This is a genomic window from Stenotrophomonas sp. 05L413 (assembly GCF_056397945.1).
This window is the reverse complement of record NZ_JBFTOL010000001.1, coordinates 589,668-615,441: the sequence shown is the minus strand read 5'-3', so window position 1 is coordinate 615,441 and position 25,774 is coordinate 589,668. Positions and strand designations below refer to the sequence as shown.

Genomic DNA, 25,774 nt, shown 5'->3' with positions numbered 1-25,774 from the left:
TGCCGGCACAGACTCAATCGTGCCGGCGCGGGTCCAGTGAGATCAGCCGTGTCGCATCAAGCAGGGCGGCGGGCAGGTGCACACCGCCCGGCGCGGCCAGATAACGTGCGCGCCAGACCGGGGCGAACTTCGACTTGAAACGGCGCAGGCCGCTGAAGCCGTAGAAGCGTTCGCCATGCCGCGCGACTACGTTGGCGAAGCGGTTCCAGCGCCCGGCCAGGCGATGCTGGGCCAGCCCGGACAGCGGTGCCATGCCCAGCGAGAACCGATGGAAACCCTGCTCGCGGCCCCATAGGAACAGCTCGATGAACAGGAAATCCATGGTGCCCTTGGGCGCATCATCGACATGCCGCATCAGGTCGACCGACAGCTCATTGCCGGCCGGTGCCTGCCACAGATTGGCGAAGGCCACGATGCGGCCTTCGGCTTCGACCAGCGCGACCGGAAAGCGTGACAGGTAGGCCGGATCGAAACTGCCCAGCGAAAAGCCCTTCTCATCGCCGGCCTTGTCATCCAGCCACTGCTGGGAGACCACCGACAATGCCGGCAGCAATCCCGGTACTTCCTCGGGCGGCGCCACCCGGAAGCTCAAGCCACCGCGCTTGCCGCGGTTCCAGGCCTGGCGCAGATCCGCGCGATCGCGGCCTTCCAACGTGAACGCCTGCAGCGGCACCATCGCCTCTTCGCCAAGCTTGACCAGGGTCAGGCCGAGGTCGAGATACGTCTGCCAGTGCGCCTCACCGACCTGGTAGAACACCGGGCGCAGGCCGAGCCGATCAGCTTCCTCACGGAAGCGCCAGATCAGCGCACGCACCACGTCGGGCGGGCCGACCGGATCGCCCATCGCGATCAACGAGCCGCCGTAGCGCTGCATCATCACGAAGCCCCGCTGCGCCTCATCACGCAGCACCGCCTTGTCCGCGGTGAGCACCAGGCACGCCTGGGTGTCTTCGGCTGCTGCCAGGATCGGGGCGAGCGCGTCCAGCGTGGAGGCATCGGCCGCCGGCAACGGACTGCGCGTGCTGTGCAGCAACCGTGCCAGGCCGAAGATGGTGAGCGCGATCGCTACCAGCAACAAGGCACGCAGCGCGCGTGGCGCGTTGCCCTGCAGCGCGAACTGCCACCACAGCTCGTTCTGGTATTCCACGTGGCTGTAGACGAAGAACAGCAGCCAGATCACCGCGACCAGCACCAGCCCGAGGTTGCGGATCCACGGCCATGACCAGGCCTCGTCCAGCAATGCGCCCTGGCGATAGAACTCGCGGCGCGAGGCCCACAGCGCGGCAGCCACCAGCAGCGCCGACAGCGCGATCAGCACCTGCCCACCGCGCAGCCAGATCGGCAAGGGCGAGAGCACACAGATGCCGAGCGCGAGCATCCACGCGGCGTGGCTGCGCCGCTGCAGGCCCTGGCCGATCAGCAGCAGCGCGACACCGGCCAGACTGCCCAGCAGGTGCGAGGTTTCCAGGATCGGCAGCGAGGCGGAGATCAGGTGCCGGCGCGGCGTCGGCAGGGTGCCGTCGATCACCAGTGCTGCGCCGACGCTGAACACCGCCAGCGCGATGATCTGCGGCAGCCACGGGCGCAGCGCGGTCCAGCCGACCCGGGTCGCACCAGCACCGGCACGCAGCGGGCGGCGCAGCGCCGGCGCAACCGCCAGCACCGTAGCCAGCAGCAGCGGCAGCACGTAATAGGTCACGCGGTAGATCAGCGCCGCCGCCAGCACCGCAGCGGGCGCCACCTGCGGCAACAGCTTGAGCAGGCTCCACTCGAACACGCCCAGGCCGGCTGGCACGCTGGAGATCAGGCCCGCCAGCACCGCGACCAGATACAGCCCGACGAAACCGGGCAGGCCGGTTGGCGTATCCATCGGCAGCAGCACATAGAACGCCGCACTGGCCAGCACCAGTTCGACCACGCTCAGCGCAGTGACACCGAGCATCGTGCGGCGGTCGGGCAGCCACAAGGCATGCCCGCGGATCTGGAAACTGCGGCCTTCACGCCCGACCAGCAGCACCGTGCCGGCATAGGCCAGCAGGCCGAGAACGCCAATGACCCGCACCGCCTGCACCGGGATCGGCAGCGCCAGCGCCGCCGCGCCGGGTTCAAGCAGGAAGGCCAACGCCAGCAGCAGCCACGCACCGAATACGAAGCCCAGTGTGCTCATCAACACCACCTGGCCGATCTCGCCCAGGCTCAGCCCGGCACGGCCATAGCCACGCAGGCGCACGGCACCGCCGGTGAGGGCCGCAAAGCCCAGGGTCTGCCCCAGCGTATGCGCCAGGAACGCGGTGATGCCGACCCGCGCCGGATGCAGGCGCTTGCCGCTGCGGCGCAGACCGATCGCATCGAAACCGATCAGGCAGGCATAGCTGGCCAGGCCAAGCAGCACGGTCAGCGCGATCTGGCCGGCGCCCAGATGCCGGAACGCCTCGCGGATCGCGCGGTAGCCATGCTCATCGAATTCGTTGGCCAGCCCACGCAGGGCCAAGGCCAGGATCACCAGCGGGATGACGACGGTCGCGGCGCGGCGCCAGGGGGCGCGGGCCGGGGTGGGAGCAGGGGCGGTGTCGGTCATCGGTACAGCGTGCTCCGGGGTGGGCGATGAAAGAGTCAACACAGGCGTGGCCGCCTGACCGGCAAATCGTGCGCCTGATGCCGACGCTTGCCAAGCGGGCGCGGTGTGCGGGCTGTGGCTGCTTTGCGCACCGGGCCCGGCAGGCGCGCGCCGCATCGGTGACAATGCGGTTCCATCCAGAGGAGTAATCGCCATGTTGGAACGTTTCGACGTTGGTCCGCGCATGTCCGAAATGACCGTGCACAACAAGGTCGCCTATCTGTCCGGGCAGATCCCCGAAGACACCAGCCAGGACATCACCGGCCAGACCCGCCAGGTGCTGGAAGAGATCGACAAGCTGCTGGCGCTGGTGGCCAGTGACAAGCAGCACATCCTGCGCGCGGAAATCTTCCTGGCCGATATCAATGATTTCGCCGGCATGAATGCCGCGTGGGATGAGTGGGTGGTGGCCGGCATGACCCCGGCCCGCGCGACGGTGGAAGCCAAGCTGGCGGATGCGAGCTGGAAAGTGGAGATCGTGGTGACGGCGGCATTGCCGTAAGCGCACCGCGCACCCGCTGGGCGCCATGGTGATCGACGCATCGCCGTGCGCCCAGACCCTGCCGCCGCCGCAAGGCGCATAGCGGCCGACGCAAGGATCAGGGCGCGCTGACCAGGTCGATGCAGTCCACTGGGCACGGCGGGATGCACAACTCGCAGCCCGTGCACAGATCGGCGATGACGGTGTGCATGTACTTGGCGCCGCCGACGATGGCATCCACCGGGCAGGCCTGGATGCACTTGGTGCAGCCGATGCAGTCGGCTTCGATCACCACCGCGACCTGCGGTGCCTTGTGTGCACCGCGCGTGCGGTCGAACGGCACCGCCGCCACGCCCAGGACATTCGCCAAGGCACGCGCACCGGCATCACCGCCCGGCGGGCAGTGATCGGTGCCCGCCTCGCCGCGTGCCATCGCCTCGGCATACGGACGGCAGCCGTCATAACCGCATTGCCCGCATTGGGTCTGCGGCAACAGCCGGTCGAGGCGTTCGGTGAGGGTGTCGATGGGGAGGCTCATGGCGTGGCGGTGGCTGCGCGGTGGGGCATCAGGCCCGGCTGTCCCGGGCAGTTGGTGTGCCCGCCGGTGGATCCCGACGCGGCTTCATGGGCTTGCCGCGATACCAGCGCTCGTGGGCGAGTGCCAGCATCGGACGGTCTTCGCGGCTGTCGCCGTACGCGTGGATACGCAGGTAGCGCGCGAGGTCGTAACGCCGGCGGATGTGCTCCACCTTGTGCGGCGCGCAGTCGCCCTCGGCGTAGCGCCCGGTGAGGCGTCCGTCGTGGCTGTCCAGCCGGTTGCAGATCAGTTGCAACCCCATCGCCTCGCACCACGGGCGCAGGTAGAGGTCCAGCGAGCCGGACACGATCACCACGGTGTGGTGTTGCTTGAGGTGCCAGTGGATCTGCTCGAGCATCTCCGGCCGCATCACGCCGGGCAGTACATCGCGCGCGTAGCCGGCGGCCTGTGCGGTGATGTCCTCCAGATGGCGGTCGGTAAAGGTCAGGCGGGTGACACGGGCGCGCAGGCGTTGCGCCGAGATCAGCTTCAGTCGATAGGCCAGCAACCACGGGCCGACGTTCCACCAGGCCTGTGCCAGCTGCTCGGGCGTGGCCACGCGGCGCAGGAACCGCCCGTAGGTATCGCAGGTGGTGACCGTGTGGTCGAAATCGAACAGCGCCAGTTCCAACCCACACCTCCAGGCAGAAGAGCGTGGCAGGGCGACCCGGTGGCCGCCCTGCCGCAGCGATCAGCGGACCGGCATGCCCGGCAACGCGGCGCTGTCGGCGTCCAGCAGGGCCAGCGCGCCGCCGTCGAAACCGGCCGACAGGATCATGCCTTCGCTCAGGCCGAAGCGCATCTTGCGCGGGGCCAGGTTGGCGATGAAGACCACGCTGCGGCCGACCAGCTGCTCCGGCTCGCCGTAGCTGGCGCGGATGCCGGAGAAGATCTGGCGCTTGCCCAGCTCACCGGCGTCGAGTTCGAAGCGCAGCAGCTTGTCCGACCCTTCCACGAACTCGCAGACCAGCACCTTGCCGATGCGCAGATCCAGCTTGGCGAAGTCGTCGATGCCGATGTAGGCCGGTGCGGCCTCGCCATCGGCCGCAGCAACCGGTGCCGGTGCGGCAGCGGGCTTGGCCGGTTTGGCCGGGGCGGCGGGGGCCGGGGTGGCGGCCTGCAGGGTGTCCTTGGAAGCGTCGGTCATGGCGTCGATTTTTTTCGGGTCGATACGGGTGAACAGGGGCGCGTATACCGCGATGGTATGCGCGGTCAGCGGGGTGGCGATGTCGGTCCAGGCCTGCACGGGCGCGGCCAGGAAGGCCTCGGCCTGCGCGGCGGTGGCCGGCAGCACCGGTTTGAGCGCGGTGACCAGCACGCGGAACAGGTTCAGGCCCTGGGTGCAGACCGATTGCAGCTGCGCGTCGGCGCCGTCCTGCTTGGCGATCACCCACGGCTTTTCATCGTCGATATAGCGGTTGGCTTCGTCGGCCAGCGCCATGGTCTGGCGCAGTGCGCTGGCCGGATCGTTGCGCTCGTACGCCTCGCGGATCGGCGCCAGCGCGGCGACGAAACGGTCGTACTGGGCGGCATCGGGCAGCGCGGCGGCCAGGCGGCCCTCGAAGCGCTTGCTGATGAAGCCGGCGCAGCGGCTGGCCAGGTTGACGAACTTGCCGACCAGATCCGCGTTGACGCGCGCGATGAAGTCACCCAGGTTCAGGTCGAGATCGTCCACGCCGCCGGAGGACTTGGCCGCGAAGTAATAGCGCAGCGCTTCCGGTTCCAGCCCGGCATCCAGGAAGGTGCGGGCCATCACGAAGGTGCCGCGCGACTTGGACATCTTGGCGCCATCCACGGTCAGGTAGCCGTTGACGTGCAGGCGGGTCGGCGCGCGGTGGCCGGTGCCGTGCAGCACCGCCGGCCAGAACAGGCCGTGGAAGTTCACGATGTCCTTGCCGATGAAGTGGTGCAGCTCGGTGCTGGTGCCCGCGCGCAGGTGGGCGTCGAAATCTTCGCCGGTCTTCGCGCACAGCGCCTGGAAGCTGGAGAGATAGCCGATCGGCGCATCCAGCCACACGTAGAAGTACTTGCCCGGGTGGCCGGGAATCTGGAAGCCGAAGTACGGCGCATCGCGCGAGATGTCCCACGCGCGCAGGCCACCTTCGGCATTGAGCCACTCACCCAGCTTGGCCTTCACGCCCGGCAGGGCGACGTCGCCGGCCAGCCACTCGCGCAGGAAACCTTCGAAGCGGCCGACCTCGAAGAAGAAATGCTCCGAATCGCGGATTTCCGGCGTGGCGCCGGAGATCACCGATTTGGGGTCCTTCAGGTCGGTCGGGCTGTAGGTGGCGCCGCAGACCTCGCAGTTGTCACCGTACTGATCCGGCGTGCCACAGTTCGGGCAGATGCCCTTGATGTAGCGGTCGGGCAGGAACATGCCCTTGGCCGGGTCGTAGAACTGGGCCACGGAGCGGCGCGCGATGTGGCCTTCGGCCTCGAGCTTGAGGTAGAAGGCTTCGGTCAGTGCCTTGTTGGCCGCCGAGTTGGTCGAGTCGTAATGATCGAACGCCACGCCGAACGCGGCGAAATCGCGCTCATGGCTGGCCTGGATGTTGGCGATGAAGGCCTCCGGGGTCACGCCGGCCTTTTCGGCCGCGAGCATGATCGGGGTGCCGTGGGTGTCATCGGCGCAGACGAACCAGGTCTTGCCGCCGCTCATTCGACGCGCGCGCACCCAGATGTCAGCCTGGATGTAGCCGACCAGGTGGCCCAGGTGCAGCGGGCCGTTGGCGTAGGGCAGGGCGGTGGTGACGAGAGCGGTGCGGGTCATGATGAGCGCTGTTGCCAGGGGAACCGGGGATTATCGCACGCCAAAACGCAGTAACCCGGCCGAAGCCGGGTTACGGGGGCTCAACAGCAGCGCCGGGCTTACTCGCGCACCCAGGTCTGGGCGCGGCAGATGAAGGCCACGCAGCCGGACACGTCCAGCTTGGCGCCGCCGGTCTGCAGCTTCATCTTGGACTTGTAGGTCTTGCCGTTGCCCGGATCCAGGATGGTGCCGCCGGACCAGGCGTTGGTGCCGTCGGCCTTGAGGTTCCACAGGATGGTCATGCCCTTGACCGGCTTGTTCTTGTTGGCGCCTTCGCAGCCGTCGCAGACCGGATTCGGGCCCTTGTCCGAGTGCAGGATGTCCACGACCTTGCCGGTCAGGGTGCCGTTGGTGGCCTGGGTGATCTCCACGATCGACTTCACCTTGCCGGTCTTGTCGTCGATGGTCTTCCAGCGGCCGACGGCGCCGTCGGCGGCGCTGGCCGACATCGCGGCCATCATCAGCGGCAGCGCCAGCAACAGGGTCTTGAAGGTCTTGCGCATGTTCCCCTCCCAGGGATGTCCGTGAACGCCGGCGCAGGTGGCCGGTACAGGGCCGACTGTATACCCATTCGCTCCGGTACGGAACGTGCCGGGTGCACGCTTCAGCCCGCGTCGGCCGGGATCTCGTACAGCTCCAGCGGCAGGTCGTCCGGGTCGGCGAAGAAGGTGAAGCGGCGGCCGGTGTACTCGTCCACCCGGATCGGTTCGCAGGCCACCCCGGCCGCGGTCAGGCGGGCGATCATGGGCTCCAGCGTGTGCACGCGGAAGGCCAGGTGGCGCAGGCCCTGCGCCTCGGGGCGGCTGGGCCGTGTGGGCGCGCCCGGGAACGAGAACAGCTCCAGCTGGCTGCCATCGGGCAGAGCCAGATCGAGCTTCCAGGAGTCGCGCGCCGCGCGGTGGTTTTCGGCGATCACCTGCAGGCCGAGCACCCGGGTGTAGAAGTCTCTGGAGCGGGCGTAATCGGCGCAGATCAGGGCCACGTGGTGGATGCCGATCAGTGGGGAAGTGTCAGAAGCGTTCATTGCAGAGTATCCAGCCAGCGCCGGGCGATCTGCAGCGCCAGCGGATAGGGTTCGGGGGCATTGCGGTTGCTGAGGACGATCACGGTGAGGCGCTGCGCCGGATAGCGCAGGATCACGTTGCGGAAGCCGATGCTCTCGCCGCTGTGCCACTGCGCGCCACCGTTGAGCCGCCAGCCGAAACCGTAGAACGGCACGTCCGTCTCGGCGGTGGGGGTGGCAGGGGAGAACATCTGCTTCAACGATGTCGCCTTCAACAGGCGCTGGTCATACAGCGCCGCATCCCAGCGCGCCAGGTCATCCAGCGAGGAATACACGCCACCATCGCCGAGCACTGCGCTGGTCGGGCTTTGATCGGTGCGCTGCCAGCGCCCGTCGCGCTCGCTGTATCCATAGGCGCGGCGCGCGATATCGTCCACGCCGTCCTGATGCGCCACGCTGTCGCGCATGCCCAGCGGCAGGAAAATCCGCTGGCGCAGGAAGCTGGCGAAATCGGTGCCGGAGGCCTTGCCGACCACCAGCGCCAGCAGCGCGTAGCCGCTGTTGCTGTAACGGTAGGCTGTGCCCGGTGCAAAGTACGTCCGATCCTGGCCTTCCAGCAGGTGCAGCACATCCGGGTCACGCACCTGCGCGGACGCGTCGGTGGCCATCAGGTCTTCGTAATCGATCAGGCCGCTGGTGTGGCTGAGCAGCTGGCGCAGGGTGATGGCATCGGCGGCCGCCGGCAACGAGGGCAGCCAGCGCTTGAGTGGGTCATCCAGGCCCAGCGCACCATCCTCGGCCAGCAGCAGGATCGCCGCGGCGGTGAACTGCTTGCTGACCGAGGCCAGGCGGAAATTGGTCTGCGCGGTCACCGCGGTGCGATCTTCCAGCACCGCCAGCCCGTAGCCGCGCCGGAACACCGGCTGGCCGTCGTGCAGCACCAGTACCGCCGCGCCGGGGACCTGGCCGTCGTAGCGCTGCATCAGCGCATCGATGCCCGGATCCGGTGGCGTCAGCACCGGCGCTGCGATGACGGTGCCGCTGCCGGCGATGCACATCGCGCTGATCCACACACGCAGATGCCCGACGATGTGCATGCTCGGTTTCCTTCAGGGTTCAGGGCGCGGGCGTGGCCGCGCCACTCTGGCTGGCGATCCAGCGGGCGATCTTGGCGTCCAGAATATCCAGCGGCATCGAGCCGTCGCGCAGCACTTCCTCATGGAAGCGACGCGCGTCGAAACGTGCCCCCAGTGAGGCCTTGGCCTTGTCGCGCAGCTCCATCATCTTCAGCTCGCCCAGGCCATTGGCCAGGGTCTGCCCGGGCAGGGCCATGAAGCGCTCCACTTCCGCGGTGGCATCGCTGGCGCTCATGTCCGCGGTCTTGACCAGATAGTCCACGGCCTGGCGCTTGCTCCAGCCCTGCGCGTGCACGCCGGTATCGGCGGACATGCGCGCGGCACGGGTCAGCGCGGCCTGCAGATAGCCGATCCGCTCGTAGGGATCCTGATAGACGCCCAGTTGCTCACCCAGCGATTCGGCATACAGGCCCCAGCCCTCCACGAAGGCGATATCGCCGCCCAGACGACGGAAGCGTGGCAGCTTGTCCAGCTCCTGTTGCAGGCCCAGCTGCACGTGATGGCCGGGAATGCCCTCATGCAGGAACTGCATCGGTGCGGACCAGCGGCGGCGGCTCGGCAGATCGCCGGTGTTGATGTACAGCACGCCCGGGCGCATCCCGTCCGGCAATGGTTGCTGGTAGCTCACCGCCCCGGCGGTGGCCGCGCGTTCGGGCTCGACCGCGCGGATCTCCATCGGGGCCTTGGGCAGCGTGCCGAGCAGCGTCGGCAGGCGCGCGTTGACCTGGCTCTGCAGCTGCTTGTAGCGGTTGAGCAGCGCATCGGCGTTGGCGTACTGGAAATCGCGGTCGGTGCGCATGGTGCGCAGCAGTTTCTGCTGCGAGCCACGGATCTTGTTGTCTTTCATGATCGTGGCGATCTGCGCCTGCAGTGTGGCCACGCGTTGTTCGGCCAGGGCATGGATCTGTTCGGGCGTCAGCGTGGAGGCGGTGCTCTGCACGATGGTCTGCGCATACCAGGCCTTGCCGCCGGGCAGGCCGGCCAGGCCATCGGTGCTGCGCGCGGCCGGCAGGTACTCGGTGGCGATGAAGCCGCGCAGGGCGCGATAGGACGGCATGATGCGGAACTCGATCATGCGCTTGTATTCGGCCGTGATGCGCGCCTTGTCGGCCGCCGGGAAATCGTCGGGCAGATTGCGCACCGGCCCCCAGAAGATGCTCTCTTCCGCGGTCGGCTTGATCACCGCATCCAGCTGCGGCAGTACTTTTTCCATCAGGTCACGCGGTTGCACCACACCGGCGGCCATGCCTTGGCGCATGTTGGCGATGGCCTGCTCGAACAGGGCCGGAATGCCCAGCGAGCGGCGCGACCAGCCATCGTAATCCTGCACCGTGTTGAACGGCTGCGCACCGGAGCCGGAGCCGAGAATGGCCATGATGCTGCCGAGGTTGTAGTACTGGCTCACCGGCAGCATCCAGCCGGGGAACTGCTCGGCGGCCAGCGACATGCGCGCGTCGCGCACGAAGATTTCGTAGCTGAGCAGGTCCTGGCCGGTCAGGCCGTCCGGCCCGATCTTCTCGACCTTGCCCAGCCACTCCACGGTGAAGTCATGCGACTGCTGCCGGTAGGCGGCGGAAAGAATGTTGGGCAGCTGATCGTTGTGGCGGCTGTCGCCCTGGAAGGTGGCCTGCAGCGGATTGAGCCGCATCGAGGCATCCCAGTACTCATCGTAGATCCGGTCCAGCTGCGCGGCCTTGGTCTGCTGGCGCACCAGCGGCTGGCGGGCAGGGGCGGCGGCTGGGCGTGCACGCGGCTTGGCCTTGGGCTTGGCAGCGGGCCGGGACTGGGCCGCTGCGGGCCGGGTGGCCTTCTTCTTGGCAGCTTCGGCCGGAGCGGCAGCGCTGAAGGCCATCAGTACGGCAATGGCAAGCGCCAGGGCGCGGGCGGGGTGGGGCATCGGCTGTTTCCGTAAACGCACAGACACGGGAGCTTGCCCGATTCGCCTGCGTACGGCCAGCATCGGCCCCCGGTCAGGTTTGTCATGTACGGCGGCCAGTCAGCTGCGGCAGCATGCTGCTGCCGCGATGCTCAACGATCGCCGGCGCGGGTGAACGGCATGGTTTCCGGGGCGACCGCGCCGCCGGAGATGATGAAGCTCATCGCCTGGTCCACGGTCCAGTCGGTGGGCGTGAGCAGCTCAACCGGCACGATTTCCAGATAGCCCGAGGTCGGATTGGGGGTGGTGGGTACGTATACGGCGGCCAGCTCGCGGCCGCTGCCTTCTTCCTTCATCACCCGCGTCACCAGGCCGACCGACTTCATGTCGCGATGCGGGAAGTCGATCAGCACCACACGCTGCGTGCTGCCCGGTTCGGTCTGCAGCATGTCCAGCAGTTTCTTGGCGCTGTCGTAGATGATGCTGGCCAACGGGATGCGCTTGATCACCGCACCGAACCAGCGCAGCAGGCGCTGGCCGATCACGCGGCGGCTGAGTACGCCCACCGAGAGAATCACCAGCAGCGTGGCGGCCAGGGCGATGATGTCCTGCATCCACTCGACCTTGATCCAGCCCAGGTAATGCGGGAACGAGGCGGCGATCTGCTCGGAGAGCGGCACCACCAGCGGGCTGGAAATGCCCGAAAGCAGCACGAACACGAATTTGACCACCACCCAGGTCAGCCAGATCGGCAGCAGGGTCAGCAGGCCGGTCAGGAACAGGCGCTGCAGGGAGGGACGCGGAACGAGTTGGGGGGCTTCGGGCGACATCTGCGCATTGTAGCGGCGGCGATGCCCGGTTTACGCTGCCCATCCCCGCAGGACGCGGGGTCTGGGGAGAATGCTGTGGTGAGGAATGGACTGAAATGGGTGGGCATCTCGATCCTGAGCCTGGTGCTGGCCGTGGCGGGGCTCTGGGCGGCTTCGCGCTTCTGGCCGCTGCCGGCCGAGCAGCGTGAGGCGATGCGGCTGCTGCAGGCGCCGCTGCCCAGGCCTGGTGAGAACGGCTTCACCGCGTTGTGGACCCTGCGCTACGACGGCTTGGATGCCCGCGGGCGCGAGACCCTGATCGCACAGGATGTCGAGCGCTGGCGCAACGGCACGCCTGGCCAGCGGCCGCTAGCGTCCAGCGCGGAAGGGCGGTTCCCCGCGGTCCCGCTGTCGGCGCTGGCGCGTTGTGGCCGCCGGGGTGTCGGCTGTCTTGCAGCGGTGCGTGCGGACCCCGAGGGGTTCGCCGCCACGCATGCCGGCCACGATGCGCTTCACCAGCGCGTGGCCGCGCTGGCCGGCTACGGTCACTTCGTCTCCCCGTTCGAGCCATTCGGCACGGACCCGATGGCGCCGCTGCCCGTCTTTCAGCCGCTGCTTGATCCGCTGTCAGCCCACGCGCTGGCGCATGTACGGGGCGACAGTGGCACCGCACTTGCCGGTGCCTGCGCGGACATCCTCAGTGGTCGGGCGATGACGGGGCAGGGCGATACGCTGATCACCAGCATGGTCGGCGCGGCGATGGTGGAGAGCAACGCGCGGCTGCTGGCGGACATGCTGGTTGAACTGCCCGCCGACGCTGCACTGCCTGCGGTCTGCGCGGCGGCACTGGCGCCGATGACGGCCGGCGAGCAGAGCCTGTGCACGGCGATGCGCGGTGAGTTCGCGTTGGCCCGGGCGGGCGTGCGGCCGTCCACTGGGAACCCTGACGACCATCGCCTGTTGCTGGATGTGCCGCGCACTCTGGCGCGCATGGCGCCCCGCTATGCGTGGGCGTGCGCCGCCAGTGCAGAACTGGTAGCAGCGCGCGACGCGCCCACGCCCATTCCCGGGCCCGCGCAGGATCGCTTTGCCTGCATCGCCAATCCGCTGGGCTGTGCCGTGGCCAACATCGGCGGGCCGGACATGCGGCAGTATGCCGGCCGCCCGCAGGATGCCGCCGCGATGCTGCGCCTGGTCGCCGCGCAGCGCTGGCTGCGGCAGCAGCCCACGGCATCATCGCAGACGCTGAAGCGCTTGCCCGAGGCGCTGCGTTCGCCCACGCGCGCACCGGTACTCAGCGACGATGGCCAGTGGCTGCAGGTCGATCGGCGTGTGGAGATGGACGAGGCCGGGCCGACAGTGCAGGTGCCGATGCGCGCGCCCGCACGATAAGAGGCGTGCGGCGACGCAGTGCTTACCGATCCTGCGCCGGACCGAAGGGGTCGAAGTCGCTGCCATCGCCTACCGTCTCCAGCGTCCAGCGGCGTGGCGAGGCGAGGGTCTCCCAGCGCACGCTGTCCTGGTCCGATTCGATGCTGCCCGCGGCATGGCGCACGCGGCGGGTCGAGTAATTGATGCTCAGGCTTTCGGTCTGCCCGGAGTTGCGCATCATCGTGTTGCGGTCATAGCCGATCAACGCGAAGGCACCGTTCTGCCAGCGGAAGGTGTAGCTGGCCGAGCCGGTCGACCAGCTGCCGGCGTTGGAGAAGAAGAACAGCGTGGTGCGCAGCGTGCCGCCCACGATCGATACGCCGTCGCCGTCGTCGAACACATCGGACAGGTTCGGGGCCTCGTGGCGGGTGATCAATGTGTGGTTCTGCGCAGCGAGCGTGTAGCCGGCCGGCGTGCCCCAGGCGATGGCGAGGATGCGTGGATTGCTGTCCAGCGGGCTGATGCCGAAGCCATCGTGTTCGACGATGTTGCGCGGGTCCTGCTGGCGCAGCACCAGAACGAGATCATCGCGCTTGTCGCCGTTGAGATCGCCGCGAAGCTGCTGCTCGATGCGCCATCCTGACGGCACGAAACCTTCGGCCCGGGTGGCGTGGGCGGGCAATACCGGATAGTCGACCGGTGGGATCCGCAGTTCCTGCGCGAACGCGGGCAGGGCAGTGAGCAGCAGGGCAGCGAGCAGGGGCAGGCGCATGGTCGTCCGTGGGGTGAAGCGGGCGCGCGAGCATAGCAAGCGCGCGATGACTCATCCCGCGCGCTGGCGCGCCTCGGGCTTGAGGCGCAGGTAGACCTGCTTGCGCACGCGGGCGATCACTTCGCCTTTCGCATCGACAATGTCATTGCTGAACCAGTGCAGGTACTTTTCCCCGCTGGCAGTGGCCGCACGCAGTTGATCCAGCAGCGCCTCGTCCAGCCGGAACTCGGCAACCACCGTCCCGCGGCCCGGCTTGAGGAATTCGATCTCCCCCGCGCGGTCCCAGACGTAGTAATCGCGCCCCAGGTTCTGCATCACGGTGAGCATCCAGAACGGATCGGTCATCGCGAACAGGCTGCCACCGAAGTGGGTGCCCACGTAGTTGCGGTTCCACGGGCGCATGCGCAGTTCGACGCGTACATGGCGGTAGTCCGGGCTGACCGTGGTCACGTGGATGCCCGTGAACAGGAACGGCGGCCACAGGTTGAGGCCAAGGCGGAAGACGGAGGCCTTCATTCGGATCGCATCTCGGTGCTGAGGGTGACCGGAGTCTACCATTCGCCTGCGTATGGGTGCCTTGGGGGGTCAGCCCGGCCCGCCGTCATCGACCGCATACCCATTCCGTCCGGCTCCCCTGGCCCGGTACAGCGCGGCGTCGGCGCCTTCGAAGAAGTGCCGCGGCTCGGTGCCGGGCGTCGGCACCCGGGTGAACACGCCGACGGTTACCGTGATGTGCGTGGTCGTGCCGTGGCCGGCGGGGATTTCCAGCGCCTGCGCCCGTGCGACCAGATCCTGCACCACCTGTACTGCGCCTTCCGGCGTGGTGTCGGGCAGGATCAGCGCGAACTCGTCGCCGCCAAAGCGCGCGGCCATGTCGCGGGGCCGGCGCGCGTGCGCCCGGATCTCCTGCGCGATCCGGCGCAGCACGGTGTCGCCGGCCTGATGACCGAAATCGTCGTTGTGGCGCTTGAAGTGATCCACGTCGATCAGCACCAGGCTCAGCGGCCGTCCGCTGCGGCGGCCGGCATCGTGCTCGGCCTGCAGGGTCTGCTCGAAGCGCAGCCGGTTGCCCAGCCCGGTGAGTGCATCGCTGTTGGCCTGGCGGCGCCAGGCGCTGACCCGCCACAGCGTCCAGGCCAGGATCACCGCCAGCATGCCGATCAAGGCGGCGGCCGGTGCGAACCACAGGTTGCCGGCGCGCAGCAGCACGAAGCTCGCCAGCAACGTCAACGGCAGGGCGAGCACGCCGCTCAGCCACGCCCGCGGCAGGGTCAACAACAGGCAGCACAGGGCCACCAGCAGCCCGCTGAGGGCGCTCTGCCACGCTGGCGGTAGGGGATTGATCACCTTGTCGGCGAGCAGCATCGAAGCGACGTTGGCCTGGTACTCGCTGCCACTCATCCAGCGCTCGCGGGTGGTTGGGGTCAGCAGGCGCGGCGCGATCCCGCTTGCCGTCATGCCGACCAGCACCAGGCGGCCGCGCAGCAGCGCCGGATCGACCTCGCCGTTGAGCACATCGGCGTAGGAGACCTGCGGGAAGCGTTCGGGCGGACCGGCGTAGCGCACGCGTACGTAGTGGTCGCGGCGCCACTGGTACGGCGACACCAGGTCCGGCTGATCATCGTGCAGCCCGGGCAGCGGGCCGTGGGTGTCCGCCAGCGCCAAGCCAAGGGCCGGCCAGTGCGGTGAGCCGATACCGGCCGTGAGGTACAGGCCGCGGGCGACGCCATCGCCGTCGACTTCGATGTCGCTGTGACCCAGGCTGGCCGCATTGGCGGCGATCAGCGGAATCGGCAGCAGTTCTTCGGCCATGCGCGGGCCACTGGCGGGCGCGGCCAGCACCGGCAGCACCACATGCCCGTTGCGCCGGATCGCCGCCGCCAGTTCGGCATCCTGGGTACTGTCCTGGCGGTCCGGTTCGGACAGCATCAGATCCAGCACGACGCGCGCGGCGCGGGCGTCGGTCAGCCGGTCGAGCAGGCGCGCGTGGGTACCGCGCGGCCACGGCCACTGGCCCAGCTGCTGCAGGCTGTTGTCGTCGATGGCCACGATCAGCAGGCGCGCGTCGGGCGTGTATTCCCAGCCACCGACGTAGGCGTCGTAGACCACCTCATCCTGTTTCCAGAACCACTGCCAGTGACTGGCCGCGACCGCCAGGGCGCCGACCAGTGCGGCCAGCGCGATGCGTTGCGGCCAGGGCAGGTGCAGGGGCGTCACAGCAGCAGCAACAACAACAGCGCACCGCCCCCGGTGGCGTAACAGGTCCGGCACGGCAGGGCGATCTGCTGGGCCGGCGAGAACGGACCGGCGTAACCGTCCTCATCGATGTACTGCACGCGCACGTGCAGCGTGCCGTGCCACGGGCGCTTGATCGAGACCTCCGGCTGGTCCAGTTCCTGATCGAGCAGCGGGGCACGGAAGTCGCCACGACGGTCCAACTGCACGCGATAGCGCTGACCGGGTTCGCCGGCCTGCCAGCGCAGCGTCAGTTGGCCTTTGGCGGCCTCCGGCGGCTGCAGCGCCGGGTCGACCGGTTCGTCGGTGATGGTCAGCGGCAGCGGCTGCCCGAAACGCCCGCGGTCGCCGTTGCGATCCACCGACGCCACGCGCCAGACATACTCGCCCGGGGGGAGGTCCAGGACGGGACGCAGGTGGGTGGCGCGGGTGTCCTGTTCGAGCAGGAGAGGGAGGAACAGCGGATCGCGGGCGATCTGCAGCACCGTGCGCTCGGCCTCGGCCACCCGGGTCCATTCGAAGCGCGGCCGCGCGCTGTTGATGGTCTGGCCATGCAGCGGCCGCACGGTCAGCGGCGCGACCGGCTGGTCACGCACCTGGAAATCCTGCTCGGCATCCAGTCCTTCCACCTGCTCGGCGCTGACCGCGCGGACCAGCAGACGCAGCTCGCCCGGCGGCAGATCGGGCAGGGTGAGTGTGGTGGCGTCGGTATCGCGCGCGAACAGCAGGACCTCCGGCTGGTCGGCGCGGACGACCTCCACCCGGTACCCGGCGGCATCTGTTACCGGCTGCCAGGCCAGCGCCGCGGGCAGGGTGGCCAGCCGCTGCGGTTCGCTCGACAGCACCGGTGCGGGCAGCAGCGCCTCCACGCCGGCCGGGCGTGCGTCGAGCGAGGGGCTGCGGGTGGCCTGGCCGCGGCTGACCAGGCGCTGGCCGCGGGGGTTGCCGACCTGCACGCGGCCTTCCAGCACTTCGGTGGCCGCGCCGCGGCCGTCCTGGCCGGCGCTGACCCGGAAGACGGTGCCACGCACGCTGCTGGTCGCCGTCGGCGCATCGATGATGTAGCGCGAGGCGGGGCCGTTGGCCGGGGTCACCCGGTTGCTGGCGCGCCCCTGTTCCAGGCGCAGGCGGGTATCGACCATGCCGGTGCGGCCGTAGCGGGAGAGCTGGTCGAAGCGCAGGCGCGAACGCTCGCGCAGCTGCAGCCGCGAATCATCGGCAAACACCACGGTGACGCTGGCATCCTCGCCGGTGACCAGTTCCTGCCCGATCCGCAGCAGGTCGCCTTCGATCACCTCGCGATGGGGCTGGCCGTCGGCCTGGCTCTGCACCGGGCCACGCACGGCCAGTACCCGCGCCGGGGCGGGCTGCACCTGCAGCCAGGCGACGGGGAAACGCAGCTGGCTGCCGGGCGGCAGGCGGTAGGGATCGGCGATGCCGTTGTGCGACTGCAGTTGCTCCCAGGCGATGGACGGCTTCAGGTAGCGGGCACTGAGGTCCCAGATCGTGTCGCCGGGGCGGACCCGGTAGGTCCAGTCCTGCGCCAGGACCGGCGCGGCAGACAGCATCATGGCGGCCAGCACCAACAGGCGGGCGGCCATCGGGAAACGGAGGAATCGGGTCAATCTCACGGTCATTCACGGCCCTGCAAGGCGGGGCGCAGCCAAGTAGGCCGCCATGGCCCAGACCTCATCCTCCCCGATGGATCGCAGCCTCCAGTGGGCCGCGGCGGCATTATTGCCCGGGAGTCGTGCAGGGTTTCTGAACGTGATTCACGTCACACATCGAAGTTGCCGGTCTGGATAGGCGGCTTCGTTGGGCCAGCGCCCCCGAAAGGCGCTGGCCGTGGCCGATCAGAACAGCAGCGAGGCCATCCGGCGGCGGTACTGGCCGACCAGGTCTTCATCCTCGATCACTTTGAAGGCATCGATCAGCAGCTTGCGCGGGCGACCGTCGTCGTAGCTGCGGTCGCGGCGCAGCATGTCCAGGAATTGCTCCAGCGCGGCAGCATCCTGCCCGGACAGCAGCAACTGCACGCCGCGCAGGTGGCGCGCCTGCAGATCGTCGCCATTGGCCGCAATGCGCGCCTCCAGCACCTCCGGAGCAGGGGCTTCCTGCAGGGCGCTGGCGAATTCCAGACGGGCGCGGGCGCGCACGGCGCGGTCATCGGTGGAGAGGTTGGCCGGCAGCGCGTCGATCAGGGCGGTGGCCTCGGCGGTGGCGCCGGTCTGCAGCAGGGCCAGGGCCAGATCGAGCTTGAGCTCTTCCTTGTCCGGCTCGGCGGCAATCGCCGCGCGCAGTACATCGACCTGGGCCTGCGGGTCGAGCGGCGGCGCTTCGACGGTTTCTGCCTCGTCCGGGGCCGCTTCAAGCGGGACCACGCCGTGCTGGGTCAGGAACTCGCGCAGCTGGCCTTCCGGCACCGCACCGGGGAAACCGTCCACGATCTGACCGCCCTTGACCAGGAACACGGTCGGCACCGAGCGGATCTGGAAGGCCGCGGCGATCTGCTGTTCCTTGTCGACATCGACCTTGGCCAGCTCGAAGGCGCCGTGATAGTCGCCGGCCAGCTTTTCCAGCATCGGGCCCAGGGTCTTGCAGGGGCCGCACCAGGTGGCCCAGAAATCGACCAGCACGGGGGTCTGCAGGGATTTCTGCAGGACCTCGGTCTCGAAGGTCTCGGTGGTGGCGTCAAAGACGTGGGGCAGATCGCTCATGGTTTCAAATCAACGGGAAACTGGAGAGGAAGTGTATGGTGCCGCCCGCGGCCGGACGCAACCCCACCGGGCGGATTCCGCTTGGAACAGCGACAATGCAGGCCTTCAGACGCAGCCGGGTGAGCCGCATGCAGGGAATCCAACGTTGGGAAGGTGGCCTGGGCATTGCCGCCGCGGTGTTGTTCGTGGGCGCGGTGCTGGGCTTCGGCGCGGCGCTGCCGCTGTTCGATCCGGTCGGCCATCCGGTCGCGCTGCTCGGGGCGATGGACGTGCCGCATGCGCAGGCGTTCAACATGCTCGGTTTCGCGCTGCCCGGCCTGCTCGCCAGCCTCGTTGCGCTGCGCCTGCTGCTGCGGGTGCCGCGCACCGCGCCGTGGTCGATGCGGGTGGGTGCGCAGTTGCTGATGCTGGCCGGCGTCGGCTTCACCGCGATGGGCGTGCTGCCGCTGGATACCCGTGATCTGGACAACCCGGCCAGCCAGTACCACGCCAGTGCCTGGATGGTGTGGGTGCTGGCCTTCGTGCCGGGCGCGATGATGTCCGGGATCGGCGCGCTGCGGCTGCCGGCGTGGCGCGCCGTGGGCGGCCTGCACCTGGCCTGCGGGGTGGGGGTGCTGCTTGCCGCGTTCGCGCTGCAGGCCCTGCTGCCGGCCCCGATGGCCCAGCGCGTGGCCTTCGGGGTCTGGCTGGTCTGGCTGGTGGCGGTGCTGCCGTTGGCGCCCTCCACGCGGCGCACCTGAGCACAGCCGCCGCCGTTGCTGCGCCCCGGCACGCGCCGTGGCGCGCGGCGAGGGCGGAGGTGTTTGGCCAATCCCCAGTCAATTCAATGAGATGACAGGTTTGGCCGCGACGGTGGGCCACGTCGATTGGAGCCCTTTGCCGCACTGCGGTACCCTGTGCCGCTTTGCCGCCGCACTAGCGTTTTTATGACCAGCGTCGAACCCAACGTTTACGATCCGCAGCAGGTTGAATCCGCCGCCCAGCAGTACTGGGATGCCACCCGTGCCTTCGAGGTCACCGAGACTTCGGAGAAGCCGAAGTTCTACTGCCTCTCGATGCTGCCGTATCCGTCCGGTGCGCTGCACATGGGCCACGTGCGCAACTACACCATCGGTGACGTGATCAGCCGCTACAAGCGGATGACCGGCCACAACGTGCTGCAGCCGATGGGCTGGGATGCTTTCGGCCTGCCGGCCGAGAACGCGGCGATCAAGAACAAGACCGCGCCGGCCAAGTGGACCTACGCCAACATCGAGCACATGCGTGGCCAGTTCAAGGCCATGGGCTATGCGATCGATTGGTCGCGCGAGTTCGCCACCTGCACGCCCGAGTACTACGTGCACGAGCAGCGCATGTTCACCCGCCTGATGCGCAAGGGCCTGGCCTACCGCCGCAACGCGGTGGTGAACTGGGACCCGATCGATCAGACCGTGCTGGCCAACGAGCAGGTCATCGACGGCCGCGGCTGGCGTTCCGGTGCGCTGGTGGAAAAGCGCGAGATCCCGCAGTGGTTCCTGCGCATCACCGATTACGCCCAGGAACTGCTGGACGGCCTGGACGAACTGCCGGGCTGGCCCGACTCGGTCAAGACCATGCAGCGCAACTGGATCGGCCGCTCGGAAGGGCTGGAGATCCAGTTCGATGTGCGTGACGCCGACGGCAGCACGCTGGACCCGCTGCGCGTGTTCACCACCCGGCCGGACACCGTGATGGGCGTGACCTTCGTGTCCATCGCCGGCGAACATCCGCTGGCCCAGCACGCGGCCAAGTCCAACCCGGCGCTGGCCGCGCTGCTGGCCGAGATGAAGCAGGGCGGCGTGTCTGAGGCTGAGCTGGAAACCCAGGAAAAGCGCGGCATGGATACCGGCCTGCGCGCCATCCATCCGGTCACCGGCGCCCAGGTGCCGGTGTGGGTCGCCAACTTCGTGCTGATGGGTTACGGCACCGGCGCGGTGATGGCCGTCCCCGGCCATGATCAGCGCGATAACGAATTTGCCAACAAGTACGGCCTGCCGATCCGCCAGGTCATCGCGTTGAAGTCGCTGCGCAAGGAAGAAAGCGCGTACGACGCCACGCGCTGGCAGGACTGGTACGGCGACAAGACCCGCGAGACCGAGCTGGTCAACTCCGAAGAGTTCGATGGGCTGGACTTCCAGGGCGCCTTCGAGGCACTGGCCGAGCGTTTCGAGCGCAAGGCCCAGGGCCAGCGCCGCGTGAACTATCGTCTGCGCGACTGGGGCGTGAGCCGCCAGCGCTACTGGGGCTGCCCGATCCCGGTGATCTACTGCCCGAAGTGCGGCGCCTTGCCGGTACCGGAAGAGCAGCTGCCGGTGGTCCTGCCGGAGAACGTCAACTTCGTCGGCACCGGCTCGCCGATCAAGGCCGATCCGGAATGGCGCAAGACCACCTGCCCGGACTGCGGCGGCGCGGCCGAGCGCGAGACCGACACCTTCGATACCTTCATGGAGTCGAGCTGGTACTACGCGCGTTACACCTCGCCGGGTGCCCGCGATGCGGTGGACAAGCGGGGCAACTACTGGCTGCCGGTGGATCAGTACATCGGTGGCATCGAGCACGCGATCCTGCACCTGATGTACTTCCGTTTCTTCCACAAGCTGCTGCGTGATGCGCGCATGGTGGACAGCAACGAGCCGGCGCAGAATCTGCTGTGCCAGGGCATGGTGATCGCCGAAACCTACTACCGCCCGAACCCGGACGGCTCCAAGGACTGGATCAACCCGGCCGATGTGGATGTGCAGCGTGACGAGCGCGGCCGCATCGTCGGGGCGACCCTGATCGCCGACGGCCAGCCGGTGGTGATCGGCGGCACCGAGAAGATGTCCAAGTCCAAGAACAACGGCGTGGACCCGCAGGTGATGGTGGGCAAGTACGGCGCCGACACCGTGCGCCTGTTCTCGATGTTCGCCGCGCCACCGGAACAGTCGCTGGAGTGGAACGAAGCCGGCGTGGATGGCATGGCCCGTTTCCTGCGCCGCTTGTGGGCCCAGGTGCAGAGGCATGCCGCTGATGGCGCCGCCCCGGCGCTGGTCGTGGCCGCGCTGAATGCCGAGCAGAAGGCGCTGCGCCGCAAGACCCATGAAACCATCGGCAAGGTCGGCGACGACTACGGCCGCCGCCACAGCTTCAACACCGCGATCGCCGCGGTGATGGAGTTGATGAACGCGCTGGCCAAGTTCGATGACGTCAGCGAGCAGGGCCGTGCGGTGCGCCAGGAAGCACTGCGCGCCACCGTGCTGCTGCTCAACCCGATCACGCCGCATGCCAGCCATGCGCTGTGGCAGGTGCTGGGCCACGCCGAGGAACTGCTGGAAGACCAGGCGTTCCCGGACGCCGATCCGGCGGCGCTGGTGCGCGATGCGGTGACCCTGGCGGTGCAGGTCAACGGCAAACTGCGCGGCACCATCGACGTCGCTGCCGATGCGCCGCGTGATCAGATCGAAGCACTGGGCCTGGCCGAGCCGAATGCGGCCAAGTTCCTGGAAGGGCTGACCGTGCGCAAGATCATCATCGTGCCGGGCAAGATCGTGAACATCGTGGCGGCCCCGCAGGGCTGATCCCGTCGTGCCACCGGGGGCCTGCGCCTCCGGTGGTACCGATCTCCAAGGGCCGGTTGCAGGCAGATCCTGCAGACCGTCCGGTATCAAGTCCTGTTCACGCGGCATCCGGCAGGATCACTGCTTGTTGCCGCGACCGCCGCGCTCCTACAGACTGTATCCATGACCCGATTCCTGCTTGCCCTTGTCCTGACCGCAACCCTTGCCGGGTGCGGCTTCCATCTGCGCAACAAATTGATGCTGCCGGCCGATACGGCCGCGGTGCAGGTGGTCTCCACCGCGCCTTACAGTGAGCTGGTCAAGTTGCTCCGCCGTGGCCTGCAGGCCTCCGGTGCGCAGTTGGCGGATCCGGACAGCACCGGCCCGGCCTCGCAGCTGCAGGTATTGTCCGAGCGCTGGGGCGATCTGCCGATCGCGATCGATGCCCAGGGCCGTGCCCAGGAGTACAGCCTGCGCTATGCGGTGATCTTCATCTTCCGCCGCGAAGACGGCAGCGAGCTGGTGCCGCAGCAGGTGATCGAACTCTCGCGCGACTACGTGTCGCCGCCTACCGACGCCACCGGTACCACCACCGAACGCGAAATCCTCGCCGACGAACTGCGCCGTGAGATGTCCGCCTCGATCATGCGGCGTATCGACAGCGTGGTCCGCGCGGAACTGGAGCATGGCCGTGCCCCGGCCAAGTCCGGCACGACTCCGGCCGTGACGCCCACTACCACCCCGACCCCGACGCCGGCGGTCCCCGCCGTCGTCCCGCAGGGGCGCTGAGCCCGGTCCGCCCACGGATCGGCCTGCCCGGATGGAACTGCGCCCCGAACAGCTTGCCAGCCAACCGGCCAGCCAGCCGTTGGCCCCGGTCTACCTGATCGCCGGGCCTGAGACCCTGCGCGTGCTGGAAGCCGCCGATGCGGTGCGTGCGCGGGCGCGCGCCGATGGCGTCAACGAGCGCGAAGTCTTCGATGCCGATGGCCGTGACTTCGACTGGCACCAGCTCGATGCCAGCTTCAATGCGCCCAGCCTGTTCAGTGCCCGACGCCTGGTGGAACTGCGCCTGCCCAGCGGCAAGCCGGGCAAGGAAGGCGCCGAGGTGATCAGCCAGTTCTGTGCCAACCCGGCACCGGACGTGATCCTGCTGATCACCTGCAACGAATGGAGCAAGGCCCACCAGACCAAGTGGGCCGATGCCGTTGGCCGCGCCGGGGTGATCTCGGTGGCCTGGGCGATCAAGCCGCATGAACTCACCGAGTGGATCGAGCGCCGGCTGCGTGGCAAGGGCCTGCGCGCCGACCCGCAGGCGGTGCAGCGCCTGGCCGAACGGGTGGAAGGCAACCTGCTCGCCGCCGCCCAGGAAATCGACAAGCTGGCGCTGCTGGCCGATGGCCAGACCCTGGATGTGGACACGATGGAATCGCTGGTGGCCGATGCCGCCCGTTATGACGTGTTCCGTCTGGTCGAGGCGACCTTCTCGGGTCAGCCTGCGGCCGTGCTGCGCATGATCGCCGGCCTGCGTGCCGAAGGTGAAGCGGTGGCGGCGCTGACGCCGATCGTGATCCGCGAGTTGCTCTCCACCGCCGGTCTGGCGCGGGTGCAGGCGCGCGGTGGCAACCTGGCTGCGGAAATGAAGAGCCGCGGCATCTGGGAATCGCGGCAGGCGCCGTTCAAGCGCGCGCTGCAGCGCCATCCCGAGGTCAAGCGCTGGGAGCGCTTCGTGGCCGAAGCCGGGCTGGTGGACCGCATCGCCAAGGGGCGCGCCGATGGCGACGCCTGGCTGGCGCTGGAGCGGCTGCTGATCGCCGTCTCCGAAGCTCGCGCTGTGCGCCTGCTCGCCCGGGCCTGAGCCCATGGGGCTGCGCATCTATTACGGCGGGACCTTCGATCCCGTCCATCTGGGCCATCTGGCCATTGCCCGCGCCGCCCGCGACCAGCTGCAGGTAGCCGTACGCCTGCTGCCGGCCGCCGATCCACCGCACCGTGCCGCCCCCGGCGCTGATGCCGCACAGCGCCTGGCCATGCTGGCCCTGGCCATCGGCGATGAGCCCGGCCTGCTGCTGGACCGGCGCGAGCTGGACCGGGCCGAGCGCCAGCCCGGTGTGCCGTCCTACACCGTCGATACGCTGCGCGAGCTGCGCGCCGAGCTGGGCCCGCGCCAGCCGATCGCCTGGCTGGTCGGTGCCGACAGCCTGTTGGCCCTGCCCAGCTGGCACGAATGGGAAGCGCTGTTCGAGCTGGCCCATTTCATCGTCGCCGACCGCCCCGGCAGTCCCCTGGCCGCCGCCTGCGACCCGGTGCTGGCGCAGGCCCTGGAAGGGCGCTGGGCCAGCCACGAGCGTGAGCTGTTCAGCGCGCCGGCCGGGCGCCTGATGCGCTTGCAGGCGCCGTTGCGCGAGGAATCGGCCACCGCGGTGCGCGCGCAGATCGCCGCCGCCGGGCCCTGGCGGCAACTGCTGCCTGAGGCGGTGGCGGGCTACATCATCGACCACCGCCTGTACGGCGCGACACCGTCGTGAATACGCGCGGGCCCGCCGCCCCGTATAATCGGCCCCACATTTATCGAGTTGACCCGCTTTGAGCAACCAAGCCCAGCCCCAGACCATCAAGGTCCAACTGCCCAATCCGGCGCCCTCCGTTCTGCAGCTGCTCGAGTGCGTGCGCGGGGCCACCGAAGAACTGAAGGCCAAGGATCTCGTTGAGATCGACGTCATCGGCCGCTCCAGCGTCGCCGATTACATGGTGATCGCCTCGGGCACCTCCAGCCGTCACGTCAAGTCGATCGCCGACGAAGTGGTGAAGTTCGCCAAGAAGCTGGGCGTGATGCCGCTGGGTGTGGAAGGCGAGCGCGAAGCCGAGTGGGTGCTGGTCGACCTGGGCGATGTGATCGTTCACGTGATGCTGCCGCGCGTGCGTGAGTTCTACGCGCTCGAGCGGCTGTGGACCGTGGGCGACCAGCCGCCGATCGAACTGCTCGACGATGCGGACGACGACTACGACGCGCGCTGATCGCAGCGTGCCCGGTCACGACAACGGCGCCGATGGCGCCGTTGTCTTTTGCGGCGCCGCCTGTGGTGGCTGCGGAGGACAGACATGAAAGCCAAGCTGATCGCCACCGGCGAGCGCGCCCCATCCTGGGTGGCGCAGGGCTTTGCCGAGTACCAGAAGCGGCTCTCGCACTGGTTGCCGTTCGAGCTGGTCGAGATCGAACCCGGCCTGCGCGGCAAGGGCCGCGATGCGCGCCGCGCGACCGATGACGAAGGCAAGCGGGTGATCGCCGCGTTGCCAAAAAATGCCTATGTGGTCGCGCTTGATGTACCGGGACGCCCGCTCAGTTCCGAGCAGCTGGCGCAGCGCCTGGAGCATTGGCGCGGCCAGGGCAGGGACCTGGCCTTCCTGATCGGCGGGCCGGAGGGGCATTCGGCGGAAGTGTCGGCAATGGCTGATGAGAAATGGTCGATCGGCCCGCTGACGCTGCCGCACATGCTGGTGCGCCTGGTAGTGGCCGAGCAGCTGTACCGCGCCGCGGCGATGCTGGCCAACCATCCGTATCACCGCGCGTGAAATAGTTGTCGCCAGACGGGTTACATCTCGCGAAAAACGGGCTACAATGCGCACCCCGCCCGAATAGCTCAGCCGGTTAGAGCACTTGACTGTTAATCAGGGGGTCGTTGGTTCGAGTCCAACTTCGGGCGCCAAGATTTGAAGAAAAGCCTCGCAGCGATGCGGGGCTTTTTCTTGTCCGCGATTTACTCGCGTGCCGCGATCCAAACAAAAAGCCCGGGCAATGCCCGGGCTCCTTGTTCCC

23 protein-coding genes and 1 tRNA gene are annotated in these 25,774 nt (G+C 68.4%); 10 read left to right on the top strand and 14 right to left on the bottom strand.

Annotated features, from left to right (window positions below):
- Window positions 1-13 precede the first annotated feature (13 nt).
- Window positions 14-2,578, bottom strand: coding sequence for a bifunctional lysylphosphatidylglycerol flippase/synthetase MprF (mprF, locus tag AC1DIQ_RS02770; protein WP_282263569.1), 2,565 nt, complete (start codon window positions 2,576-2,578; stop codon window positions 14-16).
- A gap of 193 nt (window positions 2,579-2,771) precedes the next feature.
- On the opposite strand from mprF, the gene AC1DIQ_RS02765 reads away from it, so the two are divergent.
- Window positions 2,772-3,119 carry a RidA family protein gene (locus AC1DIQ_RS02765; RefSeq protein WP_121038644.1) on the top strand — a complete coding sequence of 116 codons (348 nt, stop codon included), beginning with the start codon at window positions 2,772-2,774 and terminating at the stop codon, window positions 3,117-3,119.
- A 97-nt stretch (window positions 3,120-3,216) separates the two neighbouring features.
- Here AC1DIQ_RS02765 and rnfB read toward each other — a convergent pair whose 3' ends face one another.
- From rnfB to AC1DIQ_RS02725, 8 genes are all read right to left on the bottom strand, one after another.
- Window positions 3,217-3,636: an Rnf electron transport complex subunit RnfB gene (gene rnfB / locus AC1DIQ_RS02760; RefSeq protein WP_121038641.1), complete on the bottom strand. Its 420-nt coding sequence runs from the start codon at window positions 3,634-3,636 to the stop codon at window positions 3,217-3,219.
- 28 nt (window positions 3,637-3,664) lie between these two features.
- Entirely contained in the window at window positions 3,665-4,306 is a 642-nt protein-coding gene (locus AC1DIQ_RS02755; RefSeq protein ID WP_282263567.1) for an HAD family hydrolase, read from the bottom strand.
- A 60-nt stretch (window positions 4,307-4,366) separates the two neighbouring features.
- Window positions 4,367-6,445: a methionine--tRNA ligase gene (gene metG, locus AC1DIQ_RS02750; RefSeq protein WP_121038634.1), complete on the bottom strand. Its 2,079-nt coding sequence runs from the start codon at window positions 6,443-6,445 to the stop codon at window positions 4,367-4,369.
- 98 nt (window positions 6,446-6,543) lie between these two features.
- The gene (locus tag AC1DIQ_RS02745) at window positions 6,544-6,987 is read right to left on the bottom strand and encodes a DUF2147 domain-containing protein (RefSeq protein WP_121038630.1); all 444 of its coding nucleotides are present in this window, start codon (window positions 6,985-6,987) and stop codon (window positions 6,544-6,546) included.
- Between the two features lie 101 nt (window positions 6,988-7,088).
- Window positions 7,089-7,508, bottom strand: coding sequence for an SMU1112c/YaeR family gloxylase I-like metalloprotein (gloA2, locus tag AC1DIQ_RS02740; RefSeq protein ID WP_121038627.1), 420 nt, complete (start codon window positions 7,506-7,508; stop codon window positions 7,089-7,091).
- Window positions 7,505-8,545, bottom strand: a complete 1,041-nt coding sequence (locus AC1DIQ_RS02735; RefSeq protein ID WP_428999848.1) for a serine hydrolase domain-containing protein — start codon at window positions 8,543-8,545, stop codon at window positions 7,505-7,507. The genes gloA2 and AC1DIQ_RS02735 overlap by 4 nt, the downstream gene beginning before the upstream one ends.
- 58 nt (window positions 8,546-8,603) lie before the next feature.
- On the bottom strand, window positions 8,604-10,520 hold the full coding sequence (locus AC1DIQ_RS02730) for a DUF885 domain-containing protein (protein ID WP_152154213.1): 1,917 nt from the start codon (window positions 10,518-10,520) through the stop codon (window positions 8,604-8,606).
- 131 nt (window positions 10,521-10,651) lie between these two features.
- Window positions 10,652-11,329 carry a DUF502 domain-containing protein gene (locus AC1DIQ_RS02725; protein WP_070425632.1) on the bottom strand — a complete coding sequence of 226 codons (678 nt, stop codon included), beginning with the start codon at window positions 11,327-11,329 and terminating at the stop codon, window positions 10,652-10,654.
- A gap of 99 nt (window positions 11,330-11,428) precedes the next feature.
- Here AC1DIQ_RS02725 and AC1DIQ_RS02720 point away from each other — a divergent pair, with 99 nt between their 5' ends.
- Window positions 11,429-12,700 (top strand): hypothetical protein, encoded by a 1,272-nt coding sequence (locus AC1DIQ_RS02720; protein ID WP_282261811.1) that lies wholly within the window; start codon window positions 11,429-11,431, stop codon window positions 12,698-12,700.
- Window positions 12,701-12,722: 22 nt separating this feature from the next.
- Here the strand turns inward: AC1DIQ_RS02720 and AC1DIQ_RS02715 are convergent, their stop codons facing one another.
- The 5 genes from AC1DIQ_RS02715 to trxA all read right to left on the bottom strand — a co-directional run bounded on the left by AC1DIQ_RS02715 (window position 12,723) and on the right by trxA (window position 18,403).
- Window positions 12,723-13,451 carry a hypothetical protein gene (locus AC1DIQ_RS02715; RefSeq protein ID WP_121038615.1) on the bottom strand — a complete coding sequence of 243 codons (729 nt, stop codon included), beginning with the start codon at window positions 13,449-13,451 and terminating at the stop codon, window positions 12,723-12,725.
- 51 nt (window positions 13,452-13,502) lie between these two features.
- The gene (locus AC1DIQ_RS02710) at window positions 13,503-13,967 is read right to left on the bottom strand and encodes a DUF4442 domain-containing protein (protein WP_121038612.1); all 465 of its coding nucleotides are present in this window, start codon (window positions 13,965-13,967) and stop codon (window positions 13,503-13,505) included.
- A gap of 69 nt (window positions 13,968-14,036) precedes the next feature.
- Window positions 14,037-15,668, bottom strand: a complete 1,632-nt coding sequence (locus tag AC1DIQ_RS02705; RefSeq protein WP_478049405.1) for a CHASE2 domain-containing protein — start codon at window positions 15,666-15,668, stop codon at window positions 14,037-14,039.
- The gene (locus AC1DIQ_RS02700) at window positions 15,665-17,287 is read right to left on the bottom strand and encodes a FecR family protein (RefSeq protein ID WP_152154221.1); all 1,623 of its coding nucleotides are present in this window, start codon (window positions 17,285-17,287) and stop codon (window positions 15,665-15,667) included. Before AC1DIQ_RS02700 ends, AC1DIQ_RS02705 begins: the two co-directional genes overlap by 4 nt.
- Before the next feature lie 252 nt (window positions 17,288-17,539).
- On the bottom strand, window positions 17,540-18,403 hold the full coding sequence (trxA, locus tag AC1DIQ_RS02695) for a thioredoxin (protein WP_121038603.1): 864 nt from the start codon (window positions 18,401-18,403) through the stop codon (window positions 17,540-17,542).
- A gap of 128 nt (window positions 18,404-18,531) precedes the next feature.
- On the opposite strand from trxA, the gene AC1DIQ_RS02690 reads away from it, so the two are divergent.
- The 8 genes from AC1DIQ_RS02690 (at window position 18,532) to AC1DIQ_RS02655 (ending at window position 25,664) form a co-directional block, all read left to right on the top strand.
- Window positions 18,532-19,143: a DUF998 domain-containing protein gene (locus tag AC1DIQ_RS02690; RefSeq protein ID WP_152154207.1), complete on the top strand. Its 612-nt coding sequence runs from the start codon at window positions 18,532-18,534 to the stop codon at window positions 19,141-19,143.
- Between the two features lie 186 nt (window positions 19,144-19,329).
- Complete coding sequence (leuS, locus tag AC1DIQ_RS02685) at window positions 19,330-21,978, top strand: leucine--tRNA ligase (protein ID WP_478049404.1); 2,649 nt, start codon at window positions 19,330-19,332, stop codon at window positions 21,976-21,978.
- Between the two features lie 162 nt (window positions 21,979-22,140).
- The gene (locus AC1DIQ_RS02680) at window positions 22,141-22,746 is read left to right on the top strand and encodes an LPS-assembly lipoprotein LptE (RefSeq protein WP_478049403.1); all 606 of its coding nucleotides are present in this window, start codon (window positions 22,141-22,143) and stop codon (window positions 22,744-22,746) included.
- A 31-nt stretch (window positions 22,747-22,777) separates the two neighbouring features.
- Window positions 22,778-23,815 carry a DNA polymerase III subunit delta gene (gene holA, locus AC1DIQ_RS02675; protein WP_259259582.1) on the top strand — a complete coding sequence of 346 codons (1,038 nt, stop codon included), beginning with the start codon at window positions 22,778-22,780 and terminating at the stop codon, window positions 23,813-23,815.
- 4 nt (window positions 23,816-23,819) lie between these two features.
- Window positions 23,820-24,485 (top strand): nicotinate-nucleotide adenylyltransferase, encoded by a 666-nt coding sequence (nadD, locus tag AC1DIQ_RS02670; RefSeq protein WP_152154202.1) that lies wholly within the window; start codon window positions 23,820-23,822, stop codon window positions 24,483-24,485.
- A gap of 58 nt (window positions 24,486-24,543) precedes the next feature.
- On the top strand, window positions 24,544-24,975 hold the full coding sequence (rsfS, locus tag AC1DIQ_RS02665) for a ribosome silencing factor (protein ID WP_121038588.1): 432 nt from the start codon (window positions 24,544-24,546) through the stop codon (window positions 24,973-24,975).
- Window positions 24,976-25,059: 84 nt separating this feature from the next.
- A complete protein-coding gene (gene rlmH / locus AC1DIQ_RS02660) occupies window positions 25,060-25,530 on the top strand; it encodes a 23S rRNA (pseudouridine(1915)-N(3))-methyltransferase RlmH (RefSeq protein WP_088434465.1) in 471 nt (156 codons plus the stop codon).
- Window positions 25,531-25,587: 57 nt separating this feature from the next.
- Window positions 25,588-25,664 (top strand) — tRNA-Asn (locus AC1DIQ_RS02655).
- The last annotated feature ends 110 nt before the right edge of the window (window positions 25,665-25,774 follow it).